Consider the following 23,648-nt stretch of genomic DNA (forward strand, 5'->3'; position numbering starts at 1 on the left):
GGCTGGCGCCCCACAGGGCTGTCAGCGGCTCGTTGGCTGGTCGGGAGTACGATTCAGGCATGCCCGCACCGTCTTCGCAACGCGCCCTGCTCTGGGTGGTCGCCGCCTGCTTTTTCATGCAGACGCTGGACACCACCATCGTCAATACCGCCTTGCCCGCCATGGCACGCAGCCTGGGCGAGGATGTCCTGGCGCTCAAGCCCGTGGTGGTGGCATACACGCTGACGATGGCCATGCTGACGCCGGCATCGGGGTGGCTGGCGGACCGTTACGGCACGCGTCGCGTCTATCTGGCGGCGATCCTGGTGTTCGCGGTGGGGTCCGTGTTTTGCGGCCTGGCACAGAGTCTGACGCAACTGACGATCGCGCGCGTGGTGCAGGGCGTCGGCGGATCGATGCTGTTGCCCATCGGGCGCCTGGCGGTGCTGCGCCGGGTGCCGGGCGATCAGTACATTTCCGCCCTGGCGTTCGTGTCCATCGCGGGGCAGGTGGGCCCGATCTTCGGCCCGACGCTGGGCGGCCTGTTGGTGCAGGTGGCAAGCTGGCATTGGATTTTCATGATCAATGTGCCGATCGGCCTGGCGGGCCTGTTTGCCGTGCGCCGCTATCTGCCCGAAGACGCGCTGGCTGATGTGGCGCCGTTCGACGTGCTGGGTTGCAGCCTGTTGTCGTTGTGCATGGTGGCGTTTTCGTTGGCACTGGACCTGCCCGCCGGTGACGGGCGGGCGGCGTGGTCGGGCGGGCTGTTCGCCTTGAGCGCGCTGACGGTAGCGTTGTATGTGGTGCACGCTCGACGGCGCGACAATCCGCTGTTTCAACTGCGCCTGTTCCGCGAACCCAATTTCAGCGTTGGCCTGATCGGCAATCTTGTGTGCCGAGTCGGCAGCAGCGCCGTACCCTTTCTGTTGCCGCTGCTGTTGCAATTGCAGCTGGGCTACACGCCGCTGCAGTCCGGCCTGATGATGCTGCCGGCCGCCATCGCCGGTACGGTGTCCAAGCCCTGGATCGCGCCTTTGGTGCGGCGGTTCGGCTATGACACGTTCCTGCTCGCCAATACGGTGCTGGTGGGGGTCTCCATCATGTCGTTCGCGGCCATCTCTCACGGCTGGCCCATGGCTTTGCAAGTGGCGCAATTGGCGCTGTTCGGGGCGGCCAACTCGATGCAGTTCGCGGCCATGAACAGTGTGACCCTCAAGGGACTGAGCACGCGCGACGCGGGCAGTGGCAACAGCCTGTTTTCGATGGTGCAGATGCTGGCCATAGGCTTGGGCGTGACCATCGGCGGGGGGCTGGTGGGCGTGTTTTCGGGGCCAGGCAATGCGGCGCTGGGCTGGGCGTTCACGCTGACCTTCCTGTGCGTGGGCGCCATCACGTTGTTGTCGGCGCTGGTTTTCAGGCGCCTGGACGCGGATAGCCTGAACGGCTCTGCCGGCGGCCGTGCCACGGCGGGCTGACACGCGCCCAGGGGGGAGATTCACCTCTGGCTCCCCCGCGCCGCGCGCATCATCCATCGACGCATTGGCGTCGAGAAATACCTGGCCACCAATCCGCCCAGCATCGCGGCCATCAGGACGACCAGCACACATGCCGCGGTGAGTGCGCCGGCACGCCACCACGTTGATACGGCGCCTCCTGAATTGCGGCATGAGGCGGCGGCAAGCAGCAGCACGGGGAACATGTGGGTCAGGTAGATCTCGTAGCTGTTGTGCCCGGTCCAGCGTAGCGCAGCGATCACGGGATTGTGCCGTGGGGGCCGAGGCGGGCGCAGGCTCCAGCCGATCAGCAGGCAGGCCACGCCGATTTCCAGCAACGTGACGTTCAGGCCCGATGCAGTAAGTCCCAGCATGGATGTGGCCTTTCTCAGAAAGAACACCAGTACGAACATCACCGTGCCCGCCAGCAACAACCCGGGGCCGTGGCGCCTGCCCGTCCTGTCCAGGTGGGTGGTGGCCAAGGCGGCGAGGCAGCCGATGGCGATGCCGTCCATGCCTGACAGATACGAGTGGTCGGCCCAGATGTCGTTGCTGGTGAAGGCGACGCGGGCAAACGGGCCGAGGACGACAAACAGCAGCAAGGCCAGCACCAATGCGCGGGTTCCGGCAGCCGCGGACAGCAGGCAGATCAGGGGAAAGGCCAGGTAGAAGGCTTCTTCGATCGATAGCGACCACAATACATTCCAGGCGGCGGGCAGATAGCCCACCTGGGCCTCCAGCCAGTTCAGGTGCAGCGTCAGTGCGGCGGCGATGGCGCGGGGCAGAGGGGTGTTGTCGATGACGAAGCCGGGCATCTGCGCCCAATGCAGGGCCGCTAACGCCAGCAACAGCAGAAGCAGGCACGGGTAGATGCGGGCAACGCGGCGCCACAGAAAATTGCGCCAAGGCACGGCAGCGAGGCAGCCCCAACGCGTCAGCGACGAACGCGTGATCAGAAAGCCCGAGATGACGAAGAAAATGATGACCCCGTAGTAGCCGCTACGAAAGACGATGTTGAACAAGGGCGCGGGCAGCACTTTGCCCAGCAGGCTTTGCTCTTGGGGGATGTGTATCTGCACGTGCAGCAGCACGACGCACAGGATGGCGACGCCGCGCAGGGCATCGATGGCGGGGTTGCGGGAATCGTCCGTCACGAGGCGCGGGGCCGTGGCGGGTGGGGCATACGCAAGCATTGAGCGGGCTGTTCGGGGAAAACCGTGATGCTAGCCACGCCCCTGTGAGGGGATTGGGCGACTCTGTATAGATTTTGTAATGCCGCCGTCGGTGCCGGCTTGCGCCTGCCGGCCCGGAAATGGAAGAGCGCCCCAGCTCGAGATGAGTCTGGGGCGCTCTTGCCCGGCTTCGCACGCGATGGGTGTCAGACAGCCCGGCAAGTCCAATCTACTGCTGCCCCTATGCCCGATCAATAGGGAAAACCCCAGTGAAATTAGGGGGTTACACATTCCAGGGGGGAGTGTGGCGTGGCCGGATGTCCGCGCAGCGTGGGCGTCAAGGCCGCCGCGCCGCATTTATCCGCCTCGGCATCCGCGAATTGTGAGGCCTGGCCGCCAAGCCGACACTGAGACCCTCATTCACAGCGAGCGGAGATCGAAAATGTTGGCATATCGCAGGCGTCAGACAGGGCAGGGCATGACCGAATACATCGTGGTCGTGGCCTTGGTGGCGGTGGCGGCAATCGCCGTCTATCAGTACTTCGGACAAGTCGTGCGGTCGCAGACCGCCGCCATGGCGCGAGAGTTGGCGGGCGAAGACGGCAGCAAGCAATCGGGCGATGCACAGAAGGCCGCTCAAAAGGCCGCCGCGCAGACCAAGGCGCGTTCGCTCAAATCCTTCACCGGCAATGCCGCGGCCGACAAGTGATCGCCCGGCTCGAGCGCAAACCGGTCGCCCTGCAGCAAGGCCAGGCGCTGGTGCTGGGCATGCTGCTGGCGGCCACGGCATCGGTGTCGCTGGTCATGCTGTACAACCTGGGGCGCACGGTTGAATCGCGTTCGAGCCTGACTCACGCGGCAGATGCGGCCGCCTACAGCGGCGCGTTGGAGCAGGCGCGCCAGCTCAACTTCCTGGCTTACGTCAACCGTACGCAGATCGCGCACCAGGTTGCCATGGCGCATCTGGTCACCCTGGGCGCCGGGGCGCAGTTCCTGCGTACCCTGGAAGGCCAGCGCAATCGCAGTAACCCGCCGATGGCGTTGATTGGCATGCTGTTTGGCCCCGACGCCGGGTTGGCCTATGCGATGGCCCGGGGCAAGCCGGGCGCCGAGGCCGACCTGGCGCGCGCCTACGCGGAGCATGATCGCATCGTGCATCGGGTGCTGGATGCCGGTGCGACGGCGGCCGTGAAAAACCTGCCGGCCTCGCGCGATCGGCTGATGCGTGCGGTGCTGCATGACAATTATTCCGATGCCGCCGGCAGTTTCGCCGTGGCCGCGTCCAGGCGGGCCGGCGCGCAGCCCTCCATTCGACTGCTGAGTGATGGCTGGCCAGGGTTCGTAGCACGTCATGCGGCGACGCGGCAAGCGGGGTTGCGTCCGGCGGTCGAGCAGGCGGCAGGGCGCTTCGGTTTCCTGGACCGACGCAACGAGACTCGCCGCAATCCCTGGCCGGTCAGCATGTACTGCCCGATATTGCGGCACGAGCTCAGGCGTCGTGGCTCGACCTGGCTGGGCCCCGATGGTCGGTGGGGTGCGCTGGACACGCAGTCGTTCCACGCCCTGCGGTCCAACCGGTGGGTCGGGTGCTACTACCGCGAATATGCGATGGGCTGGGGTACCGCGCAGGGGCAGAAGTCCAAGGCGCCGCCGGATCTCGAATACGTGGAATCGCCACCCGAGGATTTTTCATCGCAGGATTTCTGGCGCTGGGTCGAGCTGTCCACGAACTGGAACATCTTTGATGGCGCGACCAATCCCATGGCGAATTCCTACGCCATGGCGCAGGTGCAGCGCTGGCCGGGGTTGGGGCTGCCCGGCTATCGCGAGGTTGCGCTGCGACGCAGTGATGCGCCTTTGCGCTTCGCGGTGGCCGTCAGCCTGGCTGGTGACGCGTTGTCCACCACTGATGCGGCCAGCACCGTGTCGGCACCCGTCGGGAGGTTTCGCTATGTCGGGTTGGGCCACGAGGGGGCGCTCACGGTCACCAGCGCCGCCGAGACCTATTTCGCGCGTCCGGATGCGCGGGCGGACGGGCGTGGCGAGCTGGCCACCTTGTTTCGCCCCTATTGGCAAGCGCGCCTGGCGTCCGTGACGCCGGCGGAAGCCTTGGCGGCCAAGGGGGCGCGATGAATCCCGTTCGCACAACGCAACGCGGCCAGGCCCTGGTCGAAGCGCTGCTCATAGTGCCGATGCTGATCGTGGCCTTCCTGGCGGTGGCATGGATCGGCAAGCTGCAATTCAGCGCGCAGGAAATGGCGCAGCTCAGCCGGCGAGCCGTGATGGCGGCGGCATCGGGGGCACCGGTGGCGAGTCCGCAGACGGGCGCGTCGGTGGCCGGCCGTGCCCAGGCCATGGCAGGCGGCATGGCATCGGCCAACGCGGCGCTGCAGAACGAATGGTTCGGCGCTGAGCTGCGGCTGATGTCCGTCACCGCCCAGACCGCTGTGGCGGGCACGGCACGTTGGGACGCCGCACGGATCCAGCGCCGGACCAGCGTCGCGACAGGCGCGGGGCATGCGGATGGCGATGACGACGCACGGCGCCGCGTCGGCGCGGCGCCGACATCCTGGGGCCGCGCCGCGAACCGCTCTCTGTCGCTGGCCCGTAGCGTAGGCGGCGCGGTGGGACGCGTGGATGCGCCCTGGGGCAGGCCGGCCATTTCCACGGATTGGCTCTCGCCCTGGGCCGACCTGGTGCCCGCCGACCGCGTGGGCAAACGTAGAAAGGCATATCGATGAACGCCCGCTTGCACGACAGGATGAGAGGTCGATCCGGGGAGCCGGTGGACGCCATGGGGCGCCGTCGATTGCGCTTGCTGGCGGCTCTGGCATGGCTGGCGTGGCCCGTCATGCCTGGCGCCGCGGCGCAATCCGTGCCGTCGTCCGGGGCCGCGCGCGTACCTTGCTGCGTGGTGTCGTTGACCGATCTGCGTTTCCCGCCGGGCTCGCGCGTCGAGCCCCTGGCCGACCGGATGTGGCTGCATGGCGTGCCGATACAGGTCGTGGTGTTCGACGCCCCGGTCAACACGCCTGAACTGATCCGTGTGTTGTCACGCCAGCAACCGGCGCTGGGCGACCTGCAGGTCTTGCCGGGGCAGGCCATCCTGTCCGGTCGTGTCGGCGGGGCATTGTGGGTGGCCCAGATGGCCAGCCCGGAAACCGGGCGCAGCGTCGGCAGCATTTCATCGATGAGAGGGCAGGCGTTGCCGGCTGGCGATCCGCCGCGCTGGCTGCCTGCCAATGCTCGTCTCAGATTGGATTTCACCGTACTGGAGGGGGGCGTGAAGGTGTCCGAACATATCTGGCAGCATCCACTGCCGCCGGCGCGCCTGGCGTTGCTGCTGCAGCAGGGGCTGCTGGGTGACGGCTGGCAGAGAATTGAAAACGACCCGATCCGTGGCGGCACGCAATCCTGGCGGCGCCAGGGGGTTCGCTTGCAGTGGACGCTGGTGCCATTGGAGGCCGGCAGCGGCCTGTGGGTCAGGCGGTGGGCGCCATGAACGGCTTGTTCACGCAGAGCGTGCGGCGCCTGCGCAGGGCCGCCGTGTATCTGTTGGCGCTGGCCGCGGGACTGTTGTCTGCCTGGGCGGTGCGCGAACACGTGCAGCAGCGCGTCCAGGCGCTGGAGGACGAGGCGCGCACGCCGCAGGTGAGCCGTTTGGTGGCGGCCTACGATCTGCCCGCGGGGTCGGTACTGGGCGAGGCGGATCTGGCGGTGCGCGAGATGCCCGCGCAGTGGGCACCGGCCGCGAGCGTCGATCCGCTCGGCATCGATGGCGTGCTGGGCGCCCGGTTGACCACAGACCTTGCCCAGGGCGAACCCGTGCTCAAAGCCTACCTGACCTTTACGCCGCCAGCCCCGGCGCTGGCTTCGCGGCTCAAACCCGGGCAGCGCGCGCTGATGGTGTCGACGTCCGACCTTGGCGGGTTGGCCGACATGTTGCGGGCGGGCGATGCCATCGACATCTACGTGTCCTTCTCCCATCGTGACCGTGAGGTGACGGTTCCGCTGCTGCAAGGCATGCGGGTGCTGACGGCGGCCGACACGGCAGAGGGCGATGATGCCACCCACATCACGCTGGCAGCCACTCCGGACGAGGCCATGCGCTACATCGCGGCCAGGCAGACCGGCACGCTGACGGCCATGCTGCGCAATCGGGATGATGCGGCCGCAGTCAGCGCGGCACCGCAAAGCGATCTGGCGTCGCTGATCGGCCTGAACCGTGAGCCGCGGCGCAAGCCGGGGGTTGTCATCCTGTATGGGGACCGGCTGGGTACCCCGGATGGCGCCATGCCCGCCGGGCGGCCCGGGTCTGATACGGAGCAGCCATGAATATCCGCTACGTTGCGGTGTTGTCCGCGCTGTGCCTGAGCCTGGTGAACACGTCGGCCCGATCAGCCACCGAAGAACTGGAAATGCAGGAAGGCGAAACCCGTGTGCTGTCAGTGCCCGGGGTGACACGGGTGGCCATTGGCAACGGCCAGGTGCTCAACGCGATCGCCACCGAGGGCCGCGAGGTTGTCGTGTTCGCACGCGCCGAGGGCGTGTCATCGGTGCATGTGTGGGCGGGCGGCCGGGTCAAGGCCTATGACGTCCGGGTGGTGCCGGCCGGCGCGTTCCGACTGCGTGCCGAGGTCGAGTCATTGCTGGCGCGCATTCCGGGAACACGCAGCACCCTGGTGGGGGGGCGCATTGTCATCGAGGGTGATGATCTGTCCGATGACGATCGTGCCCGCATTGCCGCGCTGGCGGATCGCTACCCGGCCGTCGTGGACTTCACCGGGCAAGTGGGATGGGACAGCATGGTGTTGCTGGACGTGCAGGTGGTCGAAATCCCGTCTTCGCGATTGCGCGAATTCGGTGTGCGTTGGGATGGCATGACGCAAGGCGGACTGAATGCCGGCCTGGCTTGGGACGGCGGATCGCGAGGCAGGATGAGCCGTCCTGGAGAACAGGTCATCGAGACCCCCGCGCCCGTGTCATCGGCGGCCGGGTATTTCGGTGTGAATGCCCTGCTGTCGGCCCGCATCGCTGCCCTGGCCCAAAGCGGTGAGGCCGTCATGCTGGCGCAGCCGCAGTTGCTGGCTCGCAGCGGCGCCAGCGCGACATTTCTGGCGGGCGGCGAGGTGCCCTATGCATCGACCGATTCGCGCGGCAATCCCACCACCTTGTTCAAGCCCTACGGCGTCTCTTTGCAGATCACGCCCCGAATAGATCGCAATGGCGTGATCCGATCGCTGATCGAGGTCGAGGCCAGTTCTGTAGACATGGCGTTGACCTCGCCCAGCGGGCCCGCGTTGCGGACCCGTCGCGCATCCACGGAGTTCAACGTGCGGTCCGGCGATACGCTGGTGATCGGCGGCTTTCTGTCGCGAGAACGGTCGGACGAGACCAGCGGCCTGCCGTTGCTGAAGGACATTCCCGTGCTTGGCGCCCTGTTTTCTTCGCGCCGCTATCAGTTGCGAGAAACCGAGCTGGCCATTTTCGTGACGCCCAAGATCGTGTCTCGCCACGAGCCAGCCATGGCAGACCGGGTGCGGCGCGGCCGCGACCTGGTGGACAGCGCGTTTCCGGACGCTCCCCGGCTCGGAACGACGGTGCCTGCCGCAGCCGGGTGGGATCCCTATGCCGGAGCCGGTTCGCAATGGACGGGACGCAGTCCGTGAATTCCTCGCGGCCAAACAGGAGTAGCGTGATGCTCGAAATAGAAATGACCTATGAAGATGCCGTCAGTCGCAAGATTGCCGTCGCCGCGCCTCTGGTGATCGGCCGCGGGGCGCAATGCGGCTTGCGCATCGCCAACTGGCGGGTAGGACGCCAACATGCGCGCTTGCTGCGCGAAGCATCGATGATCGTGCTCGAAGACCTGGGCACCTTGGGCGGTACGCTCGTCAACGGCCAGCGGGTGGTGCGCCATGCCCCGGTGCTGCCCGACGACGAGATTGTCATCGGGCCATGTCGCCTGCGCGTGACGGTGGCACAGCCGGACGAGAATGGCCGTGCACCCGAACCTGCCGCAGCGATTGCGCACCAGGTGGCACCCCCGGCGTCGCAATTCGAGGCGCCGCTGCTTCCGGTTTCGTCGTCGTTGCCATCCTTGCAGCAACGGCGGCGCTTGCATACGGCATTGCTGGGGGCGCTAGACTTGCGGCGGCGCGATGTCGCCGGCATGAGCGATGCCGTGTTGCGCGCTGAAGCCGAACGGCTGCTGACGCAGATCGTGGCCGATGACGGCGACCTGCCGCCCGGCGCGGACCGCGCGGCGCTCTGCCGCGATGTGCTTGACGAAGCCGTGGGGCTGGGGCCGCTCGAGCCTTTGCTGGCCGCGCCCGGCATTACCGAAATCATGGTCAACCGCTATGACGAAATCTACGTCTGAACGCGAAGGCAGGCTATGGCGCCATGCGGGCGTCTTCACCAGCGAGCAGTCCGTACGCTGGGTGATCGAGCGGATCGTGACACCGTTGGGCCGCCGCATCGACGAAAGCTCGCCGATGGTGGATGCGCGTTTGCCGGATGGGTCGCGGGTGCATGCCATCATTCCCCCGGTGGCATTGAAAGGCGCAAGCCTGACCATCCGCAAGTTTCCCCAGCGGCGGCCGGGCATGTCGGACCTGCTGGCGACCGGGTCGTTGAACGACGCCATGGCGCAGTTCCTTGCCCTGTGCGTGCGCATGCGCAAGAACCTGGTGGTGTCTGGCGGGACGGGTTCCGGCAAGACCACGCTCCTGAATATCCTGTCCAATGAAATCCCCGACGGCGAACGCGTCGTCACGATCGAAGATGCCGCCGAGCTGCGCTTGAACCACGAGCATCTCGTGGCGCTGGAGGCGCGGCCGGCCAACCAGGAAGGCCGCGGCCGTATCGATATCCGCGAACTGGTGCGCAATGCCTTGCGCATGCGTCCGGATCGGATCGTGGTCGGCGAATGCCGCGGGGCCGAGGCCTTCGACATGCTGACCGCCATGAATACCGGTCACGAAGGTTCGCTGACCACGTTGCACGCCAATTCCACCCGCGATGCGCTGGCACGGCTGGAGTCGATGATCCTGATGGCAGGGCTTGACCTGCCTCTGGCGGTGGTGCGCGAGCACATCGCCGCCAGCATCGACATCATCGTGCAGCAGGCGCGGCTGGCCGATGGGCACCGCGTGGTGACGTCGGTGGCGGAAGTCACCGGCATGGAAAGCGGCCGCATCCAGCTGCAAGAATTGTTCCGGCACGAAAGGGCCGGTGGCTTCACCGGCTGTGGGGCCTTGCCCAGCTTTGCCCAGGAATGGCGGGAGGCCGAAGCGGGGCTGCAAGCCGAGTGGTTCTCCGGCGCACGCGAAGCCGGTGGCGTGACACCTGGCTATTCGACGGGTCTGGCATGATCTGGCTGGCGGCCGGCGGGGCAATGGTGTGCGTGATGGTGCTGGCCTGGCAGGCCCAAAGCTGGTTCACGCCGGCGCTACGGCGCTATCGCGAGTTGTACACGCAGGAAGCGGGCGTGAGGTTGAGCGAGTTGTTCCTGTTCATCGACCCCGCGCAATTGTGGATGGCTGCGATAGCCGGGGCGGTGTTGGTGGCCACGGTGGCATTTGCCGCGACCGCCAGCGGCATCATTGCTGCCGTGACCGGTCTGGCGGCCCTGCGTGCCCCCCGCATGCTGGTTGACGGATTGCGGCGTCGACGTGCCCGCCGCTTCGAGCAGCAACTGCCGATGGCGTTGCTGATGCTGGCCTCCGCGCTGCGCGCGGGGGTGGCGTTGACGACCGGCTTGCGCCATATGGTGGACCAGGGTGCCGCGCCGCTGGCCCAGGAATTCGGCCTGATGCTGCGCGAACAACGGTTGGGGGTGCCCTGGGACCAGGCGCTGGAAAACCTGAACGTGCGCATGGCGGCGGACTCCACCTCCCTGGTCGTGGCGGCGATGCGTATTGCCGCGCAGACCGGCGGCAACCTTGCCGAGGCCCTCGAGAGCATTGCCCAGACCGTTCGCGCCCGATTGCAGCTGCAGGCCAAGCTCAGAGCCCTGACGTCCCAGGGGCGCATGCAGGCCTGGATCGTCGGCGCTCTGCCGCTGTTGCTTCTGGCCGTGCTGGACCGCCTGGAACCCGAAATCATGGGCTTGTTGTGGCGTACGCCGCTGGGCTGGGCGGTGCTGGCCATCGTGGCGGTGCTGGAAACGGCTGGCGTATTGCTGATCCGGCGCATCGTCCGGATTGATTTCTGAGCGGAGTCAATGCATGTGGCTGAATGTAGGGGTATTGCTGGCGGCGCTGGGGGCGGCCTGGGGGGCCTGGATCGTCCTGCGGCCCTTGTTGCTGGATGAACCAGCCGTGGCCAGCGCCATGCCGTGGTGGTGGCGCATGGCCTGGCCCTGGGTTTGTGCCGTGGCACCTCTGGTGGCGCCGCTGTGTTCGTGGCGATGGCGCCGTCGCTTGGCTGGCGCCATCGAGCGGGCCGCTCTGCCTGCGGACATCCGCTACGAACACATGGCTGCCTTGAGCGTGACCGCGGGCGTGGGCGGGGCGGGCGTGGCCGCGGCATTGGCATTGAAGCTGACGGAGGGGGGCCTGCTGGCCTGGGCGCCGTGGGCTGCCGCGGCGGCGTTGGCCGCCAGCGCCTGGCCTGGTCTGTGGTTGCGGGGGCTGGGGAACCAACGGCGCCGCAGTGTCGAACGCGACCTGCCGTTCGTGTTCGACATGATGACCCTTTGCGTCGAGGCCGGGCTGAGCGTGCACGGCGCCTTGCAACTGGCGGCCGCCAGTGGCCCCAAGGGCCCCTTGCGGGATGCGTTGGCGGGCGCGCTGGCAGACATGCGCGCGGGGGTCTCCCGGACGGCGGCCATCAAGGCCCTGGCCGAGCGCTGCGATAGCCCGCTGGCGCGCAATTGGGCCGCTGCGCTGGCTCAGGCGGACGCCTTGGGCATCAGTTTGGGTCCCGTGCTGCGGGCCCAGGCGGCGCAGAGCCGCAATGATCGCCACGTGCGCGCGGAGCAATTGGCCATGCAGGCGCCGGTCAAGATGTTGCTGCCGTTGATTGCCTGCATCTTCCCCTGTACGTTCATCGTGCTGGGGTTTCCGATTGCGATCCAGCTGCTTCAGGGGGCGCAATGAGCGGGCGCCGCCCCTTGCCGCGCCGGCGGTTGCGATTGCTGCGGGTGACCGGGTGGATGGGCAGGATGCGCGGGCTGCTGGGCCGCCGCCCGCCGGGGCCGCGGTCGGGTATTTTGCTGGCCCCGTGCTGGGCGGTGCATACGTTTGGCATGCGCCACGCCATTGACGTGGCTTTCGTGTCGCGCGACGGGCGGGTGGTGAAGGTCTGCAGGGCGCTGGCGCCCCGCAGGCTGGCGCTATGCCTGGGCGCCGTGGCCGTTGTCGAGGTTCGGGCTGGTGTTATTGATGCCGAACACGGCGGTATACGACGGATAGAAGCTGCAATAGAACACGCCCGCCGCCGCAATCGTGAACGGAATCTGCAGCGTGCTGGCAAATTGGGGTGACAGGCCGATGTAGACGAGCAGGCCCGAGCACAGATCGAGGAACAGGGCGATCAGGACCCAGGTGGCGGCGTACACCAGGAAGGCCCATTTATTGCGCCAGCAGGCGATGCCGGAGAAGAACAAGGCTTGCGTCAGGCGCAGCCCATGCCAGGCCACCAGCACGGGCGCATACCAGAACAGCGCTGCGATGATGACGTACAGCACCGTGAAGATGATGAGCGGGGTGCGCAGCGCCTGCAGGATGGGTTCCATGCTGTTTTCGATGGACGCGATGCGCATGCCTTCGGCGAAAGCGGCCGAGAAGGGCAGGAAGGTGGCCAGGCCGGCGATCAGGCTGACGGCGGCGTACAGCAGACCCATCAGGAACAGCTTCCTGAAGACGCCAGGCTGTTTCAGCGGTTTGGCCCACATTGAGGGCAGCATCACGCGGTCTGCCTCGACATGCTTGCAGGCCGCCAGGCTCATCAATGTGACGGACGGCATCAGGGCGATGAACAGGATCGGGCCGACAATCTGTGCCGCGAACGCAAATATGACCAGGAGACTGTTGACCAGCGCCCAGGTGTACATGGCCAGGGGTTGCTTGCGGAACAGACGGAAGCCGTCTCGGACCCATTGCCAGCCGGAGGACGCGGGGAGGAATGCTGCTTGCATGGCTCTCTTGGGGAGTGATCTCTCAATAAGGGACGTGCTACCCCCATTATGGGGGGCGTAACGGTTACGGCAATACTGGCAGGCCCGCGCGGTGGCGCGCCTGCAACACTCTTTCGAAATGACGGGGGTCGTGCGGCTTGAGCGTCTGGGCCGGGCGCGGCAGGAAATAGTCGTACAGGCGGGACAGCCAGAAGCGCAGGGCGGCCGCACGCAGCATCAGCGGCCAGGCCTGGCGTTCGGCATCGGTGAAGGGCCGTACCTGGGCATAGGCGGCCAGCCAGGACTGGACCAGCTCGGGGATGAACTCGCCGGTGTCGCGTTCGATGCACCAGTCGTTGACGCTGACGGCCACGTCGAACAGCCAGGTGTCGCAGCCGGCGAAATAGAAATCGATGATGCCGCCCATGAGGGGATCTTCGAAGGTGCCGGCGAACAGCACGTTGTCGCGGAACAGGTCGCAGTGGGCCGGGCCCGCGGGCAGCGTCTGCCATGCCGGGGTGGCGGCGGCGGCTTGCTGGTCGGCCAGTTCGGTCTGCAGCAGTTGGGCCTGGCCGGCTTCCAGGAAGGGCATGACCTTGGGGGCGGTCTCGACCCACCAGGACAGGCCGCGCAGGTTGGGCTGCTGGATCGGGAAGTCCTGCCCGGCCAGGTGGGCGCGGGCCAGGGTGGCGCCGATCAGGGCGCAATGGGCGGCGCCGGGCGCGGGCTCGTAGCCGCCGGGCAGGCGCGAAACGATGGCGCAGGGCTTGCCGTGCAGGGTGGTCAGGCGGGTGCCGTCGCGCAGCGTCTGCGGCTGCGGTACGGGGATGCCGCGGCTGGCCAGGTGGTACATCAGCTCGATATAGAACGGCAGTTGCGCCTGCGTCAGCACCTCGAACAGCGTCAGCACGTACTCGCCGCGGCTCGTGTACAGGAAATAATTGGTGTTTTCGATGCCCGCCGTGATCCCCCGCAGCGAGACGAACTCGCCCAGGTCGAAATGCGCCAACAGGGCGCGCGCGTCGTCGTCGGATACGGGGGTGAATACGGCCATTGATGTACGGAAAGAGGGGAGTTAACGGGCGGGCGGACTTGGCTGTACGCGGTGGCGGCGCAATTTTAGACCACATGGGCGGCAGGGGTTCACCGCCCGCGCAATCGGCCTGCCGGACATAAACCGGCCAAGCACCGTAAAATACCGCATCCCCTTGTTTTACTGAGCGATTCTTGGACTCCCCCGACTGGCGGCTGTGTGTCGCCCCGATGATTGACGTGACCGACCGGCACTGCCGCTATTTCCATCGGCTGCTGGCCCCGCGCGCACGTCTGTACACCGAAATGATCACCACCGGCGCGCTGCTGTACGGCAATGTCGCCCGTCACCTGGACTTCGACGAAGCCGAGCACCCGGTCGCCCTGCAACTGGGCGGCAGCGAGCCGGACGCACTGGCGCAGTCGGCCAAGCTGGGCCGCCAGTGGGGCTATGACGAGATCAACCTGAATTGCGGTTGCCCATCTGAACGGGTACAGAAGGGCGCTTTCGGCGCCTGCCTGATGGCCGAGCCAGACCTGGTGGCCGACTGCATCAAGGCCATGCAGGACGCCGTGGACATCCCCGTCACGGTCAAGCACCGGTTGGGGCTGGACTACGACGAGTCCTATTCCTTCGTGCGCGATTTCGTCGGCAAGATCTACGACACCGGCTGCCAGGTATTCGTGGCCCATGCCCGCAACGCGGTGCTCAAGGGCCTGTCGCCCAAGGACAATCGCGAAATTCCGCCGCTGCGCTACGACGTGGTGCGGCAGTTGAAGCGGGACTTCCCGGACTGCGTGTTCGTCTTGAATGGCGGGCTGGCCGATGCCGACCAGTCCGTGGCGGCGGCCGCCGATTTTGACGGCGTCATGCTGGGCCGGGCGGCCTGGCACACGCCGCGGGTGCTGTCCGAAGTGTCGTTGCAACTGTGGCCGTCGGTGCGGCTGCCCAGCGATGCACAGGTGGTCGACGCCATGATGGAATATGCCGCGCGCCAGGTGGCGCAGGGCGTGCCGCTGCGCGTCATGACGCGGCCCATGCTGGGTCTGGTGAATGGTCAGTCGGGCGCGCGCCGGTGGCGCCGCATGCTGTCGGATCCGGCGCTGTTGGCCGCGAACAATCCGGCACTGATCTATGACGCCTGGCGCAGCCAACGGCACGCGCCGGACATGCGCGGCGCCGCGTTGACGGCGGCGCCAGCGGGTATCTGATCCGGATATCCAAGCCAGATACTCAATCCAGGCATCCAGGCAAAAAATAACGGCCCCTGAGCAGGGGCCGTATCTGTCCGCGGTAAGTGTCCGCGGGCCGGACTCAGGACTTGGCCGGTTCGGCGCTTTCGGCGGGCCAGTCGCGGATGTAGGCCTTGAGCATGTTGTTTTCGAACTGCTGGGCCGCCACGATGGCCTGGGCCATGTCGTAGAAGGAAATCACGCCCATCAGGGTCGGGCCGTCCATGACCGGAATGTAGCGCGCGTGCTTTTCGAGCATCAGGCGCTGGACCTCGTCGGCGCTGGTGTTGGGCGACACGCTGACCGGTGCGTCGTCCATGATGGACCGGATGGTGGTTTCGCCCGCGCCGCCATGTGCGTGCATGTGGCGAATGATCTCGCGGAACGTCAGCATGCCCGTCAGGGTGCCGAATTCCATGATGACGAGCGAGCCGATATCCTGTTCGCTCATGGTTTGCACGGCCTGGGACACGGGCATGTCCGGCGAAGCCGTGTAAAGCGTGTCTCCCTTGACGCGCAGAATCTCGCTGACCTTCAACATCGGTTTCTCCTGGGCGCAGCGCGCCCTGATGCTATTTGCTATTTCTTGTTCGCTTCCAGCTGCAAGACCGGGGCGATGCCATTTCCGGTATTTTGCGCCTCTCCGCAAAGTTCTTCCAGCGTCGGTGTGTTTTGCTGGGAAATCACGGCCGAGGCGACCTTGAGGATTTCGGGGTCGTCGCGCACCCGCGGCTGGGCGCGATCCAGCAGGAATCGGTCTACGACCGGCGCCAGGGATGTCTCGCGGGCGTCGCAGGTCAGGACCCACAGGTCGTCCGGGCTGCGGGTGATGAGACCCATGTCGCTGAGCCGTTCGAGCACCTCGTTCAGTTCGTCCTGGTGCAGTTTCAGGCCGGAAGCCAGCCGGTTGGCGGGCAGGCCGGGCGGGCTTTCGGACTGGGCCCGGCGCAATACGCGCAGCACGTCCAGGGCGTCCACGAAGGGCGCGCCGGGGTAGCGGTTGAATTCCCAGCGGCCCAGCCGGATGAGCGGGGCGGTGGCGGCCAGGGTGGCTCCCAGCAGCACCGCCAGCCACGACAGGTAGATCCAGAGCAGGAAAATGGGCAGCGTGGCGAATGCCCCATAGATGACGGTATAGGTGGGGAAACGGGTCAGGTAGTAGGCAAACGCCGATTTCATGATTTCCAGCGCCACGGCGGTGACGCAACCGCCGACCAGGGCATCGCGCCACAGCACATCGCGGTTCGGCACCACCACGAACAGGGCCGCAAAGCCCAGGCCGGTCAGCACCAGCGGAATGAAAGAAATGGCGACGCTGACGACTTCGGGCACGTCGCGCACCAGCCCGAGCGACTCGCGCGCCACGAACGAGGTGGCCCAGAGGCTGGCACCGGCCACCACGGGCCCCAGGGTGATGACGGCCCAGTACACCAGGGCCCGCTGCGGCAAAGGCCGCTGGCGCGTGACGTGCCAGATGTCGTTGAAGGCCTTGTCGATGGTCATGATGAGCAGCAGCGACGTGACCAGCAGGAAGCCGCCGCCGATCGCGGTCAGGCGCGAGGCCTGGCGAGCGAACTGGTTCAGGTATTCCATGATGTTGTCCGACACGGACGGCGGCATCAGGCTGTTGGTCAGGAAATCTTCGAGGGCGACCCGGAATTCCTGGAACACGGGAAAGGCGGTGAACAGCGACAGCACCACGGCCAGCATGGGCACGATGGCCAGCACCGTGGTGAAGGTGAGGCTGGAGGCGACCTGCAGCAGCTTTTCTTCGTCGGCGCGCTGGGCGGTGAACAGGAAGGCGCGGCCCACGCGCGCACCCCACGAAGCGTGCGGGGGCGGGGGCTCGGTGGCCGCCGGCGCGGCGGCGGCAGGCTCGGCGGGGCGGTTCATCAGGCGATAATAGCAGCATGAACCCTGAACTCAACCCCCGCTTGCGCCTGGTGGCATCGGTGTCGCTGTTCGCCTTGATCGTGTTGTGCGTGACCTGGGAAACGGTCGTGGCGCCGCTGCGTCCGGGCGGTTCCTGGATGCTGCTCAAGGCCTTGCCGCTGGTGTTGCCGCTGCGCGGCATCCTGCGTGGCAATCTCTACACGTACCAGTGGGCCGCGATGCTGTCGCTGCTGTACCTGATGGAAGGCGTGGTGCGGGCGATGTCCGACCCGGCGCCGTTGTCGGTCCTGATGGCCTGGGGTGAGATCCTGCTGTCCACCGTGTTTTTCCTCAGCGCCATTTTCTACGTGCGGCCGGCCAAGCGGGCCGCCAGGAGCCAACGCGCATGAACGCTCATTCCCTGTCCGAATTGCAGGCCGTCAACTCGTTTGCGGCCTTGCCAGCGGCGTTCTACACGCGGCTGGCGCCGCAGCCCCTGAACAATCCCCGTTTGCTGCACGCCAACGCCGAAGCCGCCGCCCTGATCGGGTTGGACGCGTCGGTGCTGCAGACGCCGGAATTCCTGCGTGTCTTTTCCGGCGCCGATCCGCTGCCGGGCGGTGACACGCTGGCAGCGGTGTACAGCGGCCACCAGTTTGGCGTCTGGGCGGGCCAGTTGGGCGATGGCCGCGCGCATCTGCTGGGCGAAATCCAGGGGCCGGCCGGCGCCTGGGAATTGCAACTGAAAGGGGCGGGCCTGACACCGTATTCCCGCATGGGCGACGGCCGTGCGGTGCTGCGTTCATCGGTGCGCGAGTACCTGGCCAGCGAGGCCATGCACGGTCTGGGCGTGCCGACTACGCGTGCCCTGGCGCTGGTGGCTTCGGACGACCCGGTCTGGCGCGAAACCGTCGAAACCGCGGCCATCGTCACGCGCATGTCGCCCAGTTTCGTGCGCTTCGGTTCCTTTGAACACTGGTCATCGCGCCGCCAGCCGGACCTGCTCAAGGCGCTGGCCGACTACGTGATCGACCGCTACTACCCCGAATGCCGGGTCGCGCCGGCGGGCGAACCCCAGGACGCTGCCGCGCCGTTGCGGAACCTGCTGCGCGAAGTCACGCACCGCACCGCGCGGTTGATGGCGGATTGGCAGGCCGTGGGCTTTTGCCACGGAGTCATGAACACCGACAATATGTCGATCCTGGGCTTGACGCTGGATTACGGCCCCTACGGTTTCATGGACGGTTTCCGGCTGGGCCATGTGTGCAACCATTCGGATTCCGAGGGCCGCTATTCCTGGAATCGGCAGCCGTCGGTGGCGCTCTGGAACCTGTATCGCCTGGGCGGCAGCCTGCATACGCTGGTGCAGGACGTCGACGGCCTGCGTGCCGTGCTGGATGAGTATGAAGGCGTGTTCACCCGCGCCTTCCATGACCGCATGGGCGCCAAGCTGGGGCTGGCCGCGTGGCGCCCGGCGGACGAGCCCTTGCTGGACGACCTGCTCAAGCTGATGGACGCCAATCAGGCGGATTTCACCCTGAGCTGGCGCCGGCTGGCCGATGCGGTATCGGGCAACCGCGCGCCGTTCGAAGACCTGTTCATCGATCGGCCCGCCGCTGCGGCCTGGCTGGACCGCCTGTTGGCGCGCCAGGCCCAGGACGGCCGGGCGGCCGCTGAAGTCGCCGCCGCCATGAACCGGGTCAATCCGCTATATGTATTGCGCAATCACCTGGCCGAAGAGGCGATCCGCGCTGCGAAAACGGGCGATGCCGGCGAGATCGATACCCTGATGAAGCTGCTGCGCGCGCCCTTCACGGAACAGCCGGGGTACGAAAAGTATGCGGCCCTGCCGCCGGATTGGGCCAACGGCATTGAAGTCAGTTGTTCGTCTTGATGTTCGTTTTGAGCGGTTCTTGACGACAAAACGTCTTTTTAGAGCGGGATATCGTAGAAAGTTGGCGCATTGAGACGAAAAAACGCGGTTTTTTTCTCTGCAATCATTCGTTTCCATTGTAAAAGTCGTAAGATTGTCGCCTGCGGGACACTCAGGACGGTACCCCCGTCCTTGGGGCATTTGTCGACAATTTTCAATATAAAGCACTCTAAATATGCCTGGCGCAGATGGTTTGCTGTGTATCGGCCTGCTTGAGGATGATGCGGACTTCCGGGAGGAGTTGGCGTTGGGCCTCGGTGGGTACGGTTTCCGTGTGGCGTTTGCTTGTGACAACGCCGCGGCCTTTTACCGTCGCTTGCAGGAACAGCCCTGCGATATCGTCATCCTTGATGCCCATCTTCCTGGTGAAGACGGTTTTTCGGTGGCCACGCGACTGCGCGCGCTGAGTCCGGTAGGCATTGTCATGCTGACCGGGCGCAGTGCGCTCGAAGACCGGGTGCGCGGGTTGGAAGGCGGCGCCGACGTCTACATGACCAAGCCGGTGGACCTGCTGGAGCTCAGCTCCGTCATCCGCAGCCTGGCCCGCCGCATGCGCCTGGCCAAGGTGCCGCGTCCCGCCGATGCCGAAACGCGTGCGTCGGCCGATACCGCGTGGTCGCTGCAGGACGGCGGCTGGATCCTGGTGGCGCCGGATGGCGCGTCGCTGCATTTGAGCGCCCAGGAACGCACGTTCCTGATGGCGTTGATGGACGCGGCGGGTTCCGCCGTCAGCCGCCAGGCGCTGGCCGAATTGTTCCTGCCGGACAGCCCCGGAGGGTTTGAACTGCGCCGTATCGATGTGCTGGTGAGCCGCCTGCGCGCCAAGGCGCAAAGCGCGGGCCTGAAGTTGCCCGTGCTGTCCGTGCGCGGCCAGGGCTACGTGTTCGCGGCCTGATTGGCCGCGTCCGGCGCGGGCGGCCGCGCGGGCAGGGTGATGACGAAGCGCGTGCCGACGCCCACCTTGCTTTGCATGACCAGAGAGCCACCCTGGTTCTGGCAGATGCGCCGGGCCAGATACAGGCCAATTCCCATTCCCTGAGTTTCGCGGTGCGCCGAGCGGCGGAAATGCGGCTCGAAGATGCGCGCCTGTTCTTCTTCGCCGATGCCGGGGCCGCTGTCGGTGACCGCCATCCAGGCCATGGGCGCATCCTTCTCGGTTGTCCGTCCCGTTTCGATGCGGATAGGTTCGCTGGCTGGCGAATACTTGATGGCGTTGTGGATGAGATTGCGTACGACCACGCTGGTCAGCGGGCGGTCGCAATAGACGGGCAGGGTGTCGGCGTCGGTCTGCAGCAGCAAGGCATGCGCCGTATCCGGTTGCATCGCCGCCACCACGTCGCCGACCAGTTCCGACATGTCGGTCAGTTCCGCGCGCGGGGTCCAGGCGTGTTCGCCCAGGCGGTCCTGGTTCAGCAGCTGTTCCATCAATTCGGTCATGCGCGTGACGGACCGATGGATGCGCGCCAGACGGTTGTCGACGGCTTCACCGCTGCCGGACAGGATCATGTCCAACGACTGGGCGGCGGCACTGATCGTGGCCAGGGGTGCCCTCAACTCGTGCGATATCAGGGCGTTCACCTGGCGCTGGGTATCGAGCGCACCGGCCATTTCGGCCAGCCGCAGGTCGCCCTGGACGTGCGAGTCGGCGTCGGCGGGGGCGGGCCTTGCGTGAGCGTGCCTGGGATCCAGCCCCGCCAGCAGCAAGGCAGCCAGCACCAGCAGCAGCCGCGCCAGTTCGGGGGCCAGCGCGCCGTCGCTCTGGCCGGGCACCGCGTCTTGCGTCAGCACCCAGACCGACACCGCATAGGCTGCGCCCAGCGCCAGCGCGGCCATCCTGCGGGGGGTGCCTCGGGCCGCCGCTGCCAGGAACCACGCTGCCAATGCTGCGCTGGCGGCGGCGCAGACGGCGGCGATCAAGCCGGGCAACATGCCGCCGTCGGCGTCATAGACGAAGATCAGTGCCAGTGCCGCCAGGCCGGTCAACGCGATGCAGGCCCAGCGGCATGCCGTTGCCAGGCGGGCGGCGACGGGGCTGCCGGAAATCAGGGGGACGGACAAGGCCAGGAGGGCAGCGAAAGAGCCCGCCTGCAAGGCGCCGGCCGGAAACAGCAAGGGCTGCACGCGCAAGACGCCCTCCACCAGCACGAACGCGAGCGCGGCGCCGTAGCTGGCTGCCCTTGTATAGGCCCAGGTGGTGAGAAAGGCCACCGCGCACGCCAAGGCGACGCCGGCGACCAGGGCGGCCTGAAGCTCGGGGTAGGACGTGGCCGGCCCTGCCGCCATCAATGGGCCGGGCCACAGCACGGCGCCTGCCAGCCAGGCTGGCCAGCCGCGTTGCGCAGGCGTCGTGCGGCTTGCGCGGCGGTGGCGAAAGCGCCGAAGGGTGCGAAGAAACAAGCCTTCCGTCAACTAGGAACCCATTGGTGGTCAGGCGCGAGGTCGTGCGCGCGGGCGAAGTTTACGACAGCGCCACGAATTGCGCGGACGCCGATTTTCTCGAGGATGGCCTGGGTGGCGGGGTCGGGCACGTCTTCCGCGTACACATCCATGTTCAGCGACACCGCCGTTGCGACGACCGTTGCCGCCAGGTGCTGGCTGCCCGGGCTGTGCAGGATGCCGGTGATGAATCCCCCGCACAGTTTCACGTAGCACACCGGGTATTCGTGCAAGTGCTCCATGGCCCCGAATTGCCGGGACAGGCGTGACAGCCCCACGCGGCCGCCGGCCTGGGTGACGATTCGGCACAACTGTTGCATGTCGGCGCCGTGTTCCACCAACGCCTCGGCATCGACTTCGACGATCAGGCGTGCCGTCAGGGCGGGCCGGTCGGCCAGCATGCGTTCCAGTCGCGCCAGGAAAGCCCCTTGGGCCAATGAGGCGCGCGAAACATGCACGGTCAAGGCGTCGGGGTGGGTATACAGCCAGTCCAGCCCGAGGCGGATCGCCTGGATATCGCATTCGGCCGACAGCCCCAGACGCACCGCCGGCGGCATGAAGATCGAGGCCGGGACCGGGTCGGCTCCGGCAGCATCGTGCAGGGTCAGGCGGCCCTCGTGCTGCAACAGCCTGCCTGCCACGTCCGCCAGGGGCTGCACCGAGAGGGAAAAGCGGTGCTGCTCCAGGGCGGTGGACAGCGCATCGTGCCAGCTGTATTCGCCGATGCGGGTGCTGTCGGCGGCCTGGCTTGCCGGCGAGATCTGGTCGTCATCGGCACTTTCCGCGCACATCAGGGCATGGTCCAGGCGCGCCAGCGTGTCGCTCATGCTGTCGCCGGGGGCGTAGGCGGCCATCGCCAGCGCCCAGCGGCACCAGCCGCGTTTGTCCATCGGCACCCGCAGCGACCGCAATTCGCGTCGCACCCGCTCGGCGAGCAGGCCGGCCTGGGGCGCCGAAGTACGGGGCATCAGCAGCGCGAAGTCCGAGCCGCCGATGCGCGCCAGCACGGCTGTCGGACCGCCGGAGCCGTCGACCAGTTTACGCAGGCGGTCGGACGAGGACCGCAGCCACTGGTCGGTGAAGGCGCGCGACAGGTGACGGTTGATCTGCGCCAGGTCGCGCTGGCGAAACAGCAGGATGTGGCCGCCCGCGTCCGGTTCCTGGCTGGCAAGCTCGACCCGGAAATGGTCGATGAAGTACTTGCGGTTCGGCAGACGGGTGACCGCGTCGCGCGAGATCTCGCTTTGCAGCGATTCGATGCGTGCGTTCTGTTCCTGCACCGTCGCGGCCACCTTGCGCTGGGCGTCGACCAGGGCCTGGTCCACGCCCGCCAGTCCGCACGCGCGGTTGGGCGCCGCCTCGCCACCCGGCGCCAGTGCCCGCACCCGTTCGCAGATGTCGCGCGAGGTGCGCGCTTCGATCCAGCGCATCAGGTTGACGGCGAACAGCGTCCAGAAGACGCCCGCGGCCAGCACCAGGCCGATGACGCGTACGCCGCCTTGCCAGAGCGTGTCCCGGGCCAGCCGGGCATCCGCCTGCACGGTGACCGTGCCCATCGGGCGGCCATCCGGCGCGACAAAGGGCAGGGTGGCGGCGGGGGCCTGCATGGTCAACCAGCCATCGCGCCAGTCGTGTGCCCGTCCGGGTTGGCCAGGCGAGGCGCTGCGGCGCTCCGCTATGGCGTCCCCGTTTTTCGCATTGATCTTGACCAAGGAATACAGGCCGGCACCGAACAGTTCATCGGCCAGTTTGACCTGGTCTTGCGTGCCCCCCGCGGTGTGGGACAGCGCCCACGCCAGGGCGCTGGCACCCGCCTGGCCCTGCTGGGCCAGCTGGGTGTTCAGGTAGCGGTGGGCGGCCAGCATCCCCAGCGCCTGCGCACCGAGCAAAATGAAGGCAATCAGGAGGGCGGTGCAGAGGATCAGCCGGCGTAATGTGGACATGGAGTAGGGGTTCCCTTCGTGGCCCGCACCGTTGCCGGTGCCGCGCAATGCCGGCCTGCCAGTAAAAGGGGGAACGTCAGGCCGCGAGCGTGCCTGATCGGGAAAAATGCTGGATAAGAAACGTGACACACGTTACTAATACCTCAGTGTCGTCGCGTACGCTGTAATTCCGCATGTCACAGAACATACAGAATATTACGAAATCACCTGCGATATCAGACAACCTGTGCAATTATTTCGTTCGTGATAATTGCCCGGATGATAACTATTGAGACAGGCCGTATTAATTTTAGGGTTCCGGCTGTCGTAGTAAGGGCACGGCATGGCGCAAAGGACCGGCCAGCGACTGCTATCCAAGGACCGTCATGACCCCAAGCGAGCAACCAGAGCAGGGCAGGAATCGAAGGAAAAGGAGCGCGTTGCTCCTGAAGT

Annotated in this window: 20 protein-coding genes and 2 pseudogenes; 15 read left to right on the forward strand and 7 right to left on the reverse strand. The window is 66.6% G+C overall.

Annotated features, from left to right (window positions below; genetic code table 11):
• Positions 1-59 precede the first annotated feature (59 nt).
• Positions 60-1,454, forward strand: a complete 1,395-nt coding sequence (mdtD, locus tag ACUDP5_RS09430; RefSeq protein ID WP_263913803.1) for a multidrug transporter subunit MdtD — start codon at positions 60-62, stop codon at positions 1,452-1,454.
• 20 nt (positions 1,455-1,474) lie between these two features.
• On the opposite strand, the gene ACUDP5_RS09435 is transcribed toward mdtD, so the two are convergent.
• Positions 1,475-2,626, reverse strand: a complete 1,152-nt coding sequence (locus tag ACUDP5_RS09435) for an acyltransferase family protein (RefSeq protein WP_445658611.1) — start codon at positions 2,624-2,626, stop codon at positions 1,475-1,477.
• Between the two features lie 496 nt (positions 2,627-3,122).
• Here ACUDP5_RS09435 and ACUDP5_RS09440 point away from each other — a divergent pair, with 496 nt between their 5' ends.
• The 10 genes and pseudogenes from ACUDP5_RS09440 to ACUDP5_RS09485 form a co-directional block, all read left to right on the forward strand.
• On the forward strand, positions 3,123-3,353 hold the full coding sequence (locus ACUDP5_RS09440; RefSeq protein ID WP_445658612.1) for a hypothetical protein: 231 nt from the start codon (positions 3,123-3,125) through the stop codon (positions 3,351-3,353).
• Positions 3,350-4,777, forward strand: a complete 1,428-nt coding sequence (locus ACUDP5_RS09445; protein ID WP_445658613.1) for a hypothetical protein — start codon at positions 3,350-3,352, stop codon at positions 4,775-4,777. The genes ACUDP5_RS09440 and ACUDP5_RS09445 overlap by 4 nt, the downstream gene beginning before the upstream one ends.
• On the forward strand, positions 4,774-5,385 hold the full coding sequence (locus ACUDP5_RS09450) for a pilus assembly protein (RefSeq protein ID WP_445658614.1): 612 nt from the start codon (positions 4,774-4,776) through the stop codon (positions 5,383-5,385). The genes ACUDP5_RS09445 and ACUDP5_RS09450 overlap by 4 nt, the downstream gene beginning before the upstream one ends.
• Positions 5,386-5,459: 74 nt before the next feature.
• Positions 5,460-6,146, forward strand: coding sequence for a hypothetical protein (locus ACUDP5_RS09455; protein ID WP_445658615.1), 687 nt, complete (start codon positions 5,460-5,462; stop codon positions 6,144-6,146).
• Positions 6,143-6,979: a Flp pilus assembly protein CpaB gene (cpaB, locus tag ACUDP5_RS09460; protein WP_263913807.1), complete on the forward strand. Its 837-nt coding sequence runs from the start codon at positions 6,143-6,145 to the stop codon at positions 6,977-6,979. Before ACUDP5_RS09455 ends, cpaB begins: the two co-directional genes overlap by 4 nt.
• Entirely contained in the window at positions 6,976-8,313 is a 1,338-nt protein-coding gene (locus ACUDP5_RS09465; RefSeq protein WP_263913808.1) for a type II and III secretion system protein family protein, read from the forward strand. The genes cpaB and ACUDP5_RS09465 overlap by 4 nt, the downstream gene beginning before the upstream one ends.
• Before the next feature lie 29 nt (positions 8,314-8,342).
• Positions 8,343-10,020: pseudogene (locus ACUDP5_RS09470) on the forward strand (ATPase, T2SS/T4P/T4SS family).
• A complete protein-coding gene (locus ACUDP5_RS09475) occupies positions 10,017-10,862 on the forward strand; it encodes a type II secretion system F family protein (protein ID WP_445658616.1) in 846 nt (281 codons plus the stop codon). Before ACUDP5_RS09470 ends, ACUDP5_RS09475 begins: the two are co-directional and overlap by 4 nt.
• Before the next feature lie 13 nt (positions 10,863-10,875).
• Complete coding sequence (locus ACUDP5_RS09480; RefSeq protein ID WP_263913811.1) at positions 10,876-11,748, forward strand: type II secretion system F family protein; 873 nt, start codon at positions 10,876-10,878, stop codon at positions 11,746-11,748.
• A gap of 65 nt (positions 11,749-11,813) precedes the next feature.
• Positions 11,814-11,978: pseudogene (locus ACUDP5_RS09485) on the forward strand (DUF192 domain-containing protein); the annotation flags it as partial.
• A gap of 6 nt (positions 11,979-11,984) precedes the next feature.
• Here ACUDP5_RS09485 and ACUDP5_RS09490 read toward each other — a convergent pair.
• A complete protein-coding gene (locus ACUDP5_RS09490) occupies positions 11,985-12,788 on the reverse strand; it encodes a BPSS1780 family membrane protein (protein WP_445658617.1) in 804 nt (267 codons plus the stop codon).
• A gap of 64 nt (positions 12,789-12,852) precedes the next feature.
• Positions 12,853-13,821, reverse strand: coding sequence for a homoserine kinase (locus ACUDP5_RS09495; protein ID WP_445658618.1), 969 nt, complete (start codon positions 13,819-13,821; stop codon positions 12,853-12,855).
• Positions 13,822-14,030: 209 nt separating this feature from the next.
• Between ACUDP5_RS09495 and dusA the strand changes: the two genes are divergently transcribed.
• Positions 14,031-15,011: a tRNA dihydrouridine(20/20a) synthase DusA gene (gene dusA / locus ACUDP5_RS09500; RefSeq protein ID WP_445659142.1), complete on the forward strand. Its 981-nt coding sequence runs from the start codon at positions 14,031-14,033 to the stop codon at positions 15,009-15,011.
• A gap of 103 nt (positions 15,012-15,114) precedes the next feature.
• Here the strand turns inward: dusA and ACUDP5_RS09505 are convergent, their stop codons facing one another.
• Both ACUDP5_RS09505 and ACUDP5_RS09510 read right to left on the reverse strand, forming a co-directional pair.
• On the reverse strand, positions 15,115-15,573 hold the full coding sequence (locus ACUDP5_RS09505) for a CBS domain-containing protein (protein WP_025135294.1): 459 nt from the start codon (positions 15,571-15,573) through the stop codon (positions 15,115-15,117).
• Between the two features lie 38 nt (positions 15,574-15,611).
• Positions 15,612-16,925, reverse strand: a complete 1,314-nt coding sequence (locus ACUDP5_RS09510) for a YihY family inner membrane protein (protein WP_263913815.1) — start codon at positions 16,923-16,925, stop codon at positions 15,612-15,614.
• A gap of 17 nt (positions 16,926-16,942) precedes the next feature.
• On the opposite strand from ACUDP5_RS09510, the gene ACUDP5_RS09515 reads away from it, so the two are divergent.
• The 3 genes from ACUDP5_RS09515 to ACUDP5_RS09525 all read left to right on the forward strand — a co-directional run bounded on the left by ACUDP5_RS09515 (position 16,943) and on the right by ACUDP5_RS09525 (position 19,732).
• Complete coding sequence (locus ACUDP5_RS09515; protein WP_263913816.1) at positions 16,943-17,314, forward strand: DUF2069 domain-containing protein; 372 nt, start codon at positions 16,943-16,945, stop codon at positions 17,312-17,314.
• The gene (locus ACUDP5_RS09520; RefSeq protein ID WP_263913817.1) at positions 17,311-18,798 is read left to right on the forward strand and encodes a protein adenylyltransferase SelO; all 1,488 of its coding nucleotides are present in this window, start codon (positions 17,311-17,313) and stop codon (positions 18,796-18,798) included. Before ACUDP5_RS09515 ends, ACUDP5_RS09520 begins: the two co-directional genes overlap by 4 nt.
• Before the next feature lie 214 nt (positions 18,799-19,012).
• Positions 19,013-19,732 (forward strand): response regulator transcription factor, encoded by a 720-nt coding sequence (locus ACUDP5_RS09525; protein ID WP_025135298.1) that lies wholly within the window; start codon positions 19,013-19,015, stop codon positions 19,730-19,732.
• Here ACUDP5_RS09525 and ACUDP5_RS09530 read toward each other — a convergent pair.
• Both ACUDP5_RS09530 and ACUDP5_RS09535 read right to left on the reverse strand, forming a co-directional pair.
• Positions 19,714-21,234, reverse strand: a complete 1,521-nt coding sequence (locus ACUDP5_RS09530; protein WP_445658619.1) for a sensor histidine kinase — start codon at positions 21,232-21,234, stop codon at positions 19,714-19,716. The genes ACUDP5_RS09525 and ACUDP5_RS09530 overlap by 19 nt on opposite strands.
• An 8-nt stretch (positions 21,235-21,242) precedes the next feature.
• The gene (locus ACUDP5_RS09535) at positions 21,243-23,216 is read right to left on the reverse strand and encodes an EAL domain-containing protein (protein WP_445658620.1); all 1,974 of its coding nucleotides are present in this window, start codon (positions 23,214-23,216) and stop codon (positions 21,243-21,245) included.
• Positions 23,217-23,648 lie beyond the last annotated feature (432 nt).

This window comes from Achromobacter sp. NCFB-sbj8-Ac1-l, from assembly GCF_052695805.1.